The organism is Mycobacterium aquaticum, assembly GCF_002086485.1.
Taxonomy (GTDB): Bacteria; Actinomycetota; Actinomycetes; order Mycobacteriales; family Mycobacteriaceae; genus Mycobacterium; species Mycobacterium aquaticum.
In genome coordinates this window covers 1-10120 of the sequence record NZ_MVHF01000083.1, presented here as the reverse complement: position 1 = coordinate 10120, position 10120 = coordinate 1, and the positions used below count along the sequence as shown (strand labels likewise).

Annotated in this window: 9 protein-coding genes and 5 pseudogenes; 8 read left to right on the top strand and 6 right to left on the bottom strand. The window is 63.8% G+C overall.

Features of this window, described 5'->3' with window-relative positions:
• From BST13_RS37905 to BST13_RS37890, 5 genes and pseudogenes are all read right to left on the bottom strand, one after another.
• On the bottom strand, window positions 1-313 hold a 313-nt coding region (locus BST13_RS37905; RefSeq protein WP_425437109.1), incomplete at its 3' end, for a helix-turn-helix domain-containing protein.
• A 616-nt stretch (window positions 314-929) separates the two neighbouring features.
• Window positions 930-1203, bottom strand: a pseudogene (locus BST13_RS37900) (transposase); the annotation flags it as partial.
• 86 nt (window positions 1204-1289) lie between these two features.
• Window positions 1290-1625 (bottom strand): transposase, encoded by a 336-nt coding sequence (locus tag BST13_RS40515; RefSeq protein ID WP_245839979.1) that lies wholly within the window; start codon window positions 1623-1625, stop codon window positions 1290-1292.
• 444 nt (window positions 1626-2069) lie between these two features.
• Window positions 2070-2434 (bottom strand): annotated as a pseudogene (locus BST13_RS40095) (IS110 family transposase); the annotation flags it as partial.
• Window positions 2435-2745: 311 nt separating this feature from the next.
• Window positions 2746-3545 (bottom strand): annotated as a pseudogene (locus BST13_RS37890) (IS256 family transposase); the annotation flags it as partial.
• 310 nt (window positions 3546-3855) lie between these two features.
• Between BST13_RS37890 and BST13_RS37885 the strand changes: the two are divergent.
• The 7 genes and pseudogenes from BST13_RS37885 (at window position 3856) to BST13_RS37855 (ending at window position 7834) form a co-directional block, all read left to right on the top strand.
• A complete protein-coding gene (locus BST13_RS37885) occupies window positions 3856-4899 on the top strand; it encodes an IS110 family RNA-guided transposase (RefSeq protein WP_083171314.1) in 1044 nt (347 codons plus the stop codon).
• 102 nt (window positions 4900-5001) lie between these two features.
• Window positions 5002-5568 (top strand): dihydrofolate reductase family protein, encoded by a 567-nt coding sequence (locus BST13_RS37880; protein WP_083171311.1) that lies wholly within the window; start codon window positions 5002-5004, stop codon window positions 5566-5568.
• 166 nt (window positions 5569-5734) lie between these two features.
• Window positions 5735-6026, top strand: a pseudogene (locus tag BST13_RS37875) (IS3 family transposase); the annotation flags it as partial.
• Between the two features lie 31 nt (window positions 6027-6057).
• Window positions 6058-6516 (top strand): hypothetical protein, encoded by a 459-nt coding sequence (locus tag BST13_RS37870; protein WP_170064384.1) that lies wholly within the window; start codon window positions 6058-6060, stop codon window positions 6514-6516.
• A gap of 51 nt (window positions 6517-6567) precedes the next feature.
• Window positions 6568-6804 (top strand): SDR family NAD(P)-dependent oxidoreductase, encoded by a 237-nt coding sequence (locus BST13_RS40090; RefSeq protein WP_083171319.1) that lies wholly within the window; start codon window positions 6568-6570, stop codon window positions 6802-6804.
• Window positions 6771-7592: pseudogene (locus BST13_RS37860) on the top strand (NADP-dependent oxidoreductase); the annotation flags it as partial. The gene BST13_RS40090 and the pseudogene BST13_RS37860, both read left to right, overlap by 34 nt.
• Before the next feature lie 41 nt (window positions 7593-7633).
• Window positions 7634-7834 carry a hypothetical protein gene (locus BST13_RS37855; protein WP_083171304.1) on the top strand — a complete coding sequence of 67 codons (201 nt, stop codon included), beginning with the start codon at window positions 7634-7636 and terminating at the stop codon, window positions 7832-7834.
• 15 nt (window positions 7835-7849) lie between these two features.
• On the opposite strand, the gene BST13_RS37850 is transcribed toward BST13_RS37855, so the two are convergent.
• Window positions 7850-8359: a hypothetical protein gene (locus BST13_RS37850; RefSeq protein ID WP_083171302.1), complete on the bottom strand. Its 510-nt coding sequence runs from the start codon at window positions 8357-8359 to the stop codon at window positions 7850-7852.
• 429 nt (window positions 8360-8788) lie between these two features.
• Between BST13_RS37850 and BST13_RS37845 the strand changes: the two genes are divergently transcribed.
• Window positions 8789-10051 carry an HNH endonuclease signature motif containing protein gene (locus BST13_RS37845; protein ID WP_083171300.1) on the top strand — a complete coding sequence of 421 codons (1263 nt, stop codon included), beginning with the start codon at window positions 8789-8791 and terminating at the stop codon, window positions 10049-10051.
• The last annotated feature ends 69 nt before the right edge of the window (window positions 10052-10120 follow it).

Sequence of the window (10120 nt, the reverse complement as noted above, 5' to 3'; positions counted from 1 at the left end):
GTGCTCGACCCAGCCGGACGGCGATCGCCCGTACGCCCAGACCGGATTGGCGCAGATCGGCAATCTCGATCCGCTCATCCTCAGAGAGATACCGCGAGCTGATCTCCCGGACCGCCAGCCGATCCAACGGCGCGACGAACCCCACCGCGACGCCGTTTCGGTACACCTTGTGCCCACGTGCCCAGTTTGCTCCCGAGGTCCGGGACACCCCGACTTCGCGGGCCGCGGCACACACGCTCCAACCCCTTGCCCGCAACTCCATGAACCGCGCACGCTTGGCCGACTGCGGACGACGCCCCGGCCCCTTCTTCACCCGACGCGACGATGTCAACACAACCTCCAGAACCTAGAGAAACCTAGAGAAGTGTTGCGACCCCGCGTAGAAACCACCTCCCGGAAAATTGGCCCACCCGATGGTCTCGTGGAGGGATGATCGCAGTGGAGTATTGGGCAGAGATTCGGCGGTTGCATCGGGCTGAGGGGTGCCGATCCAGGAGGCGGCCCGCCATTGGGGATCTCGCGGGACAATTTGCGGGCGGCCCGGCCCTCGGAGCAGTCGCCATAGTACAAACGCAAACCTCGCGACGCGGTTATCACCCTGCAGTTTGGGGCGCTCGAATGATCGAACCGTGTCGGGACCCACGGCGTGAACGGCTTGGTTCGATGGTGGTCGACATGCTGCTCGGCGATGGTGGCTTTGAGCTCGCGGATCCCGGTGTCTTGTGCGGTGATCCTGGCGGCCCAGAGCGGCCGCGATGCTTCGCACTTTAGACCGTGTCTCGTGCGCGTGTTTCTGCCCTTATCCCCTGACAACGGTGGACCGCCTGGCCAACGGTCAATCCACGCTACCGACTCCAATATTCGTGATCAATCCGACCCACGAACGTCCCCAGCGACTCCGAGATTCGTGATCAAACGACTCCCGAATCAGCGGTCAAAATCACAATTTCATCAGTCGAGCAGATCACCTTCGTTATTTCGGTGTCGTAGTCCAGGAACGGGACGAATTGACTCCAAGCGTTGCGCCACAACCGAATTGCCGCCGGATATCGATTGCCCCATTCGGCCTCGAACGCATCCAACGCCGCAGCGGCCGCGTCGGCGTTGACCGCGGTGTAGATCGGCTTGATGGCCTTTGGCGATCGCATCACGGTGCTGACGACCGCCGTAGCGGAACGTGCCGCGGTTTAGGTGGATGACACAGACTCCCGCTGTGAACCTTTCGTCGTGGACGTGTTCGGTCGCCGCGACCGACTTGGTTTGCTCAGCGCGGTGTTGGAATCGGTGGACTATGCCGCGGTGGCGTGGTGGTGGATGACCGGGTTGTAGGGGGTGTGATCGTGCCAGCAGCGCCACAGAATGCGGCACCAGCGCGCGCCCAGGCCACGCAGAGCACGGTGGTGTGGTTGGCCGGCGGCACGGGCGTGTTCGTAGATGTCGGAAGACCAAGGGTCTTCACGGACTGTGACGAACATCCACCAGTCGATGGCGTGGCGCATTCGCCGGTTGGCGGCGTAGCGGAACCTCACCTGACGAGTGCGCCCGGAGGCCTTGGTGACCGGAGCCAAGCCGGTCTCGGCTAACAACGACGCCGCCGATGGGAAACGGCTGCGCTCTTCCCCCATTTCGGAGATCAATACGCCGGCGGTGACGGGTCCGATACCGGGGAAACTGGTGAAGATCGGAGTGTCCGGGTGCATGTCGAGCAGCTCGCCCAGCCGCTTGTCGTGGGCTCGAAGATGCTTATTGACGACCGTGCCTTCACTGGCCGACAGTAGGTGCGGCGCTATGCGCTCGAGAAGTGCCTCGGGTTTCTGGCGGCCGCTGTAGCCGTGTCGGCCGGTGAACGCGCCCATCCGCTCGGCGGTGATCCTGCCTGCCTGCGCCGGGGTGGGATAGGTCCGGATAAGCGCCAGCGTGGCCGGTAAAGCATTGGCGGCCAAAGCATTCACTGAACAACTAGCGCTGCTGATATCGCGATCCAACGAGGAAAACAGGTGCAACGGGGCAGGATGGTAGGCCTCCAAAACCGAACGCAGCCGGTTCTCGGTGTCTACCTGCATGTCCAGGATGCGTTGACGGTCCCGGGTCACTGCGGTCAATTCCGCCAGTAGCGGTGCGGGCGCGGTCAACGGCCGCCACTGGGCATGCTGGTGGCGCAATGTGTCGGCCAGGACATAGGCGTCGAACTCGTCGGACTTCGCGGCTGCCATCCGATACCGTTCGCGGGCCCGCGCCGAGATCTTGGTGACACACAGTAGATTTCGGTATCACAGTGTTGTTGCAGGTGCTCGACGAGCAGGCCCTCGGCTCGTTCGATCGCGATACTCACCGAACCAGTCAAGGAAGTGATCATCGCGACCAACGCGACCAGACCGTCGACGGTATGAGCAATCCTCTCGCTGACCAACTGGTGGCCGTCATCGTCGAGCACGCAGAGGTGGTGGAAACGACCACCCCAGTCGATGCCGTACCAAAAATGATCCCGCCGTTACGGACTATCCTGATTCATTGCAGTGAGATCCCCTTCACATTGAAGGTTCACGCTGCGAACGCGAGGCCTGCCCGAGACCTCGTCTCGGCACTCGCCGCTGACACCGGTGGTGCTGCTCTCGCTGGCCGGTTCATGCCCCGCAGCCACCGTGGGCGGACAGGTCTGCATGTGGACCTCGAAGGTGACGCGTTTGCACAGGTCCTGCCCGTGGTGGTGCAGGTGAACGCCGAGACCATCCCGGCCCACCCATTGTTAATAGATGACGTCTGTACCACGGTGTCGGGGAACGCCGTACCCACCGATTGCGGGAGACCCTTGAGACCGTCGCAGACCAGGAAGAAGATGTCGGCCACCCCGCGGTTCTTGAGCCCGGTCAGCACCGACAGCCAATACTTGGCCGACTCGCCGTCGCCTTCACCGGCCCACATCCCGAGCACATTACAAATCCACCCCGATGGCCGCGTAGATCGGTCTGGGGCCCACCTGGCCGTCGCGGATCTTGACGTGCAGGGCGTCGATGAACACCGCGGCGTATACCCGTTCCAAGGGGCGGCTGTGCCTGGCCGCCATCTCCTCGACGACGCGGTCGGTGCTGCGGCTGACGGTGTCCTTGGAGACCGCCGCGCCGTAGATGTCGGCGAAATGGTCGCTGATTTCCCCGGTGGTCAATCCGCGGGCATACAGCGACAGGATCCACCTCATCGACGTCGGTGAGATGGCGTTGGCGCTTCTTGACGAAGTGCGGTTCGAACGTGCCCGCCCGATCCCGCGGGACGTCGATTTCGATCGAACCGCAGGCGTCGGTCAGTACCGTCTTGGTGCGGGTTCCGTTGCGGGAGGTGCCGCTTCCATGCCCGGCGGGATCGTGACGGACATACCCGAGGTGCTCGGGCAGTTCCTCGTCGAGGGCGGTTTCGATGACCGTCTTGGTCATCGCCTTGAGCAATCCGCCGGTCAACGCTACGCCGGCCTCACGTGCCTGGCGCACCAATTCCCGAGTGACCTCGAGCTCGTCGACGTCACGAGCCGCTGGGACGTCGATCGCCGTCACCGCGGGATCGTGTTCTTCATTCTGTGATGGCTCCACAGCCACGACAGTTTCGGTCGTTTCGTGACCTTTCCGCCCTCCGACACACCGGGGGCCATAAGGCCACTTACACCGTTAATGCCAGTGTTTGACTGAAGGGGTCCGGCGGGTTCGCTCCACCTGTTATTTGCCGTTGGTGGCCATTGTCTGTAGTGCGGCCCGCCGGATGCCAAGGACCGGCCGGCGTGGCTTGAGAGGAGCGTGGCATCGCCCCTGACTGGGATGTGCCCACCGACCGATCCCTGATCCCCTCAAGGAGAAGGAGACGAGTTCAATGATCACTCTGGGAGTCGATGCGCACAAGCGCACCCACACCATCGTCGCGGTCGATTCCAACGGTCGCCAGCTGGCATCGAAGACGATCGCCACCACCACCAAAGATCATCTGGGACTGCTGACCTGGGCCGAGCAGTTGGCCAGGGGTAACGGTCTGGTGTGGGCGATCGAAGACTGCCGACACCTGTCGCGGCGGCTGGAGCGGGATTTGCTTGCCGCGGGTCACGCAATCGTGCGGGTGCCACCGAAGTTGATGGCCCACGTCCGCGATTCGGCCCGCACCTACGGCAAATTCGATCCCATCGATGCGCTCGCCGTCGCCCGTGCCGCGCAGCGCGAACCCGATCTTCCCGTGGCCCGGTTGGATGGTCCTGACCGCGACGTGCGGTTACTCGGTGATCATCGTGAATCCCTTGTTGCAGAACGGACTCGGGTGATCAATAGACTGCGCTGGTATCTGCACGAGCTCGACCCGTCCTGGGAACCCAAGGCCCGATCTCTGGATCGGCTTGCAATCTTGGACCAGGTCTTGGTGCGTTTGGAGCCGCTCACGGGAACCGTCGCGCGGCTGGCGCGTGATCTGCTCGAACGGTGCCGCACACTGACCCAGCAGATCGACGAGCTCACCGCAGAGATCACCACACTGGTGACCGATATGGCGCCGTCGTTGATCGCGATCCCCGGTTGCGGAACCATCACTGCGGCCAAGATTCTCGGTGAGACCGCCGGGGTCGATCGGTTCCGGTCCAAGGACGCCTACGCCCGTCATAACGGCACCGCACCGATGCCGGTCTGGTCCTCCAACAAGGCCCGCCACCGGCTGAGCCGCACCGGGAATCGTCAACTCAACGCTGCCCTGCACCGGATCGCGCTCACCCAGGCGCACTGGCATGAACCGGCCAAACAGATGATGACTCGGCGTAAAGCCAGCGGAGACAGCGGGATGGAAGCACTGCGTGTCCTCAAACGGCGACTCTCCGACGTCGTCTACGCGGCGCTACAGGCCGACCTCGCTACGGGGGTCAAAACCGCCGCCGCTTGACAGAGGAGCTAGCGACACACCCCTCGTTGGGTGTGGACCAGTTCACGGGTCCGCTCGGACCGTGGCGCGATGAAATGATAGGCAGTCGGTGGTCTATAAGGTATGCGCTCATTGATCATTACTCAGAATGTGACCCTGGACGGCTCGGTGGAAATGCTGGAGGGGGCCGGGTGGTTCGACCCGCAGTCTCAGGATGACGAGCTGCTTGCCGAGATGACTCGTCAAGACTCGACTGCTGACGCGCTTCTAGTCGGCCGGAAAACATTTGAGGACTTTCGCGGATACTGGCCAAGTCAGCTGGATGACATCACCGGGATAACTGACTACCTCAACAACGTTGAAAAATACGTGGTGTCGTCGTCCATGACAGACCCGAAGTGGGAAAACTCAACGATTTTGTCGGGGGACCCCGCCGATGAGGCGGCGGAGTTGAAAGCGGCCGAAGGTGGCGACATTGTGGTGACCGGGAGTATCAGCCTGTGCCATGCGCTCATCGAGGCTGAGGTCGTCGACGAGTACCGGTTGTTCATCTATCCCTTCGTACAAGGAGGGGGACGTCGACTGTTCCCGGATCGCAGAGTGATTTCCGGGTTTACCCCTGTTGCCCAGCCGATCGCATTCCCCAGCGGTGTCGTGTTTGTCCGCTGGGGCCGGAACCGAGCCACGTGAGCCGTATGCGCCGCTGCGCGCACGCACTGTCGCACCTGAGATAGGATGTGATTGCTCTTGTTTCTTAGATCTTTGCAGTGTCGATTTTTATCGCCTCGTTGGCACCGTCGCGCGACGCTCGGCGTTGTTGCTGCTGTGGTTGCAGCCCTTGGTTTTGTGGGGGGTTGTCACCGGGCAACATCGCGCCACCCAACGCCATGAGCCTGTCGCGGGCCACCACGGCCGATCCTGAACCGACGCTGGGCCTGGCTTCGCGCTATGCCAAGGATCACCCCCGACGGGGTTTCCGACCTGCATATCACGACGGCCGTGCGGAAGGCTGGGCAGTCAATCACAAGAAGGTGCAACGTCTTTGGCGTGAGGAAGGCCTTCGAGTGCCGCAGCGCCGGCGGCGCAAGCGCCACAGCAGCTCCACCGCACCCAATCGGGGATGGGCGGTGGACTTTCAGTTCGATGTCCAGCGAAGCCCCACGGAAAGGAAGAACAAGCATGCGGCCCCCGGCCCTAAACCGAGCCTCACAGGTACCCGCACCTGTCGAATCGGCGCGGGTGCTGCTGGCCGCCGTAGCGGTCAGCCACCTGGTCATACCGGTGGTGATGGGAGTTAACCAGAGCACTCTGCGCGACCAGATCGCCTCCCAGCACCCCGGTTTCGCTGCGGTGGAGGTCGGGAGGTCGGTCGACCTCGCCGTGGCTTTCGGGGCGGCTTTCCATGGCATTCTGCTGGTGTTGTGCACGCTGCTGGTGTGGAAGTTGACCACCGCACGGCCATGGACCCGTCGGCTGGCCACGGTCTCCCAAGCTCTGTCCCTAGGGTTTAGCATGGTGTCCTGGTCGTCCTCGCCGATGTTCCACGCCGTCATCCCCATCGTTGGCGCCGCGCAGATCCTCGTCGTCGCCCTGCTGTGGGCACCTCGGACGGCCAGGGAATTCTTCGCCGTCCGGTGACCAGTACATCTCGACGAGACCGTTCGACTCGTCGAAAAACACGGGCGACGCATCATCGCTTACCAAGCCGACGTCCGGGACTACGACGTCCTGAAATCCGGCCTGGACTCCGCCGTTCGGGAACTGGGCCGCCTCGACATCGTTGCCGCTAATGCCGGGATCTTCCAATTCGGCGAGCCGGTAGAAGAAGTCGCCCTCAACGATTGGACCGGGTACCCGTCGCCGGGGACATACAACAGCATTGAACCGGGTACAGAACCGCAGGCATCAATCCCGGCGAGGCGATGATCCGCCGCGGCGCCCTGCACGACCGCTGGCCGGCTACGTTCCCGTCCGGACAGGGCAGCGACCTCGCCGGTGTCATCGCCGAAATCGGCCACGGCGTAACGGGATTCGCAGTCGGTGACGAGGTGATCGGATTCTCCGAACGCCGGTCGAGTCAGGCCGAATACGTCGCCGTGCCCGCCGGTCAGGTGACCGCCAAGCCTGCCGCGGTGTTGTGGGAGGTGGCGGGCTCGCTGTTCGTCGCGGGCACCACCGCGTATGCGGCGGTTCGCGCGGTGCGGCTGCAGCCCGGCGACACGGTGGCCGTCGCAGGCGCCGCGGGTGGCGTCGGGACCATCGCCGTGCAGCTCGCCGCGCGCGCCGGGGCAACCGTGCTGGGGATCGCCGGGCCCGCCAACGACGACTGGCTTACTGCGCACGGCGTCGTCCCGGTCAACTATGGCGACGGACTGGCCGACCGGTTGCGGGCCGCGGCACCGAGCGGTCGTGTGGACGCGTTCCTCGATTTCTTCGGCGGGGGCTACGTGCAGCTCGCGGTCGAGGAGCTGGGTGTCGAACCCGGCCGCGTGGACACCATCATCGACTTCCCGGCCATCGAGCAGTTCGGTGTTCAGGGGGCAGGCAATGCCGACGCGAGCGACATCGCAGTCGTCGCGGAGCTGGCCGGGCTGGTGGCCGACGGTGCACTGGAGGTGCCCACCGCGCAAGTGTTCAGCCTCGACGACGTGCGGGCGGCCTACACCGAGCTGGAAAAGCGCCACACCAGAGGCAAGTTGGTGTTACGCCCCTGACGTTTCCGTCGATGTGCCCGGTGCGCGCGTAGCATCCAAGCATGAAGCGGGGATTCGTAGTCACGTTCGCGATCGGTGTGATCCTGACGCTGTTCGGCTTGATCTGGGCACTGCAGGGCTTTGGTGTGCTGCAGGGCAGCCCGATGAGCAATACCACCACGTGGTCGGTCATCGGCCCCATCACCGCGGTGATCGGTGTCGGTGTCGCGGTTTTCAGCTGGCGCAAGCTCTCGGCCAAATGACGCGGTCGCGTCTTCTCAATCCTTGCCGCGGTATTCGAAAACCTTGTACGACATCCAGCCGGCTTCGCGTGCACGCTCGAGCTTGTCGATGTGGAACATGAATGCTCCGCTGAGTACGCACGGCAGCTTCGAGAGGCGTTCGCGGACTTCAGCTTCGGTCAGTGCTCGACCGACGCGGTACACCCGGTCGTTCTTGTAGTACGTGTCGACGGTGACCACGTGCAGCGCCATGACAACACGAACGGTCTGCTCCAGGTCTCCGATCGACAGGACGACGAGGTCGTAGCTGTCGTATTGGTATCCACGGTCGTAGAGCGTGGGGTCGTTGTCCAGGGGAGTGTGCGCTCTCACCCGGAGAGTCCGGCCGGTCTGCTTGTTGACGATGACGCCGGTGAAGAGGTCGGGGCCTTTCGTCACGCTGGGGAAGAACCACCCGTCGCTCAATTCGCGAGCGCCGCCGAGAACTACTTGCTGAGCATCGAACGCGGCGATGGCCAGCTCACGGGCCTGTGGCTCGTCGATCATGCTGCGCAAGCCTAGTCGCGCTCGGCATATTGGCAGCGGGAATGACGGACATCGCTGCTGCCGTTAGGGACTGGACTCCCTCGCGGTCACCAAACGCACTGCGTGGTAGGGCATTTCGAAATCGCGCGGACTCGTAAGCCGCTGGGCGGTGGTGTGAATCCGCCCGTGCAACCAGTCTTGCGCTCATCCTTTGGGAAGGCCGGGGAGCCAACGAAAGATGGCGCCGCCGTACATCGTGCGCGACTGTCGCGGACAGTGTTGCCACAATGATCACCGATCGTTGGTGACGGTGGTTCGAGTTGCGCTTGGCACGAAAGGTTTCCGCAGATGCCTTCGAGGTAGCGCACTCCCTTTTTCTGTCCCCGACCGTTCTCGGGCTCGGGGTGCAGAGGACCCATTTTTGTCGGTGGCTTCTGCGATGATGGTGTCATGTCCACGCCGGCAACGCCTTTCGCTGATGATGGGCCGAGCCCTGCGCAACGGCTGGAGGTGTTGATCGACGAATTGGCGGAGTTGTGCGGGCAGCGCAACGCCATCGACGGACGCATCGTCGACATCGTCGCCGAACTGGAACGCGACGAATTGTGCGGCGCCACCGGTGCCCGGTCCATCAAGGCATTGGTGGCGTGGAAAACCGGTATGACACCCAACAATGCCGAGACGTTGGTGGCGGTAGCACGGCGGGCCGAGGAATTCCCCCTCTGCGTCGAGGGCCTGCGAGAAGGCCGATTGTCGCTGGATCAGGTCGGGGTGATCGCCGAACACGCCGCCGACGGCTCCGATGCGCACTACGCCGAACTGGCGACGGTGGCCACGGTGACCCAATTGCGTACCGCGGTGAAACTGCAACCGCGCCCCGAACCCGACCCGGAAGCCGAACCGAAGCGGTCGTTCCGCAAAGAGGTCCACGACGACTACACGACCTATCAGATCGTGCTGCCCCGGTTGGAGGCGGCGAAACTCGACGCCGGCCTGCAGTCACACCACGACGCACAGATCGCGGCGTGGAAACGCGACCACGAGAACGCCGAGGGCGTCTCCGAGCAGGCGCCACCGTTCCCCAACACCGTGGACGCGTTCATGGGCCTGGTCGAAGCGGGGTGGGACACCGACGTGACGGCTCGCCCGCACGGGCAACACACCACCGTCGTCTTACACGTCGACCTCGACAAAGACGGCGAGAAACCCGTCGCCGCCCTGCACCTGGGCCCCGTACTCACCGACGAACGGCGCTACCTGACCTGTGACGCCACGTGCGAGGTGTGGTTCGAACGCTATGGGCAACCCATCGGCGCGGGGCGTGCCGCCCGCACCGTCAACCGCCGGCTGCGCCGCGCCCTGGAGCACCGCGATCGCTGCTGCGCAGTCCCCGGCTGCGGAGCCACCCGCGGCCTACATGCCCACCACATCGTCCATTGGGAGGACGGTGGCCCCACCGAGCTGGACAACATGGTGTTGCTTTGCCCTTTTCATCATCGGTTGCATCACAAAGGTGGGATCACCATCACCGGCCCCGCCCACCATCTCACGGTCACCGACGCCACCGGCCGCGAACTCCACCGGGGTTCGCTGGCCCGGCCACCAACCACACCCCCACCCCAGGTGCCGCCCTATCGGGGGCCGACCGGTGAACGCGCCGACTGGTGGTGGTACACCCCCTTCCAACCCGAGCCACCACCCTCGCCCAACTGATATGTAGAGAATTCTGTCAAGTGGGCATGGGGAGGCGCCGTCGAGGAGCGACCCCGACGGCGCCTCGTT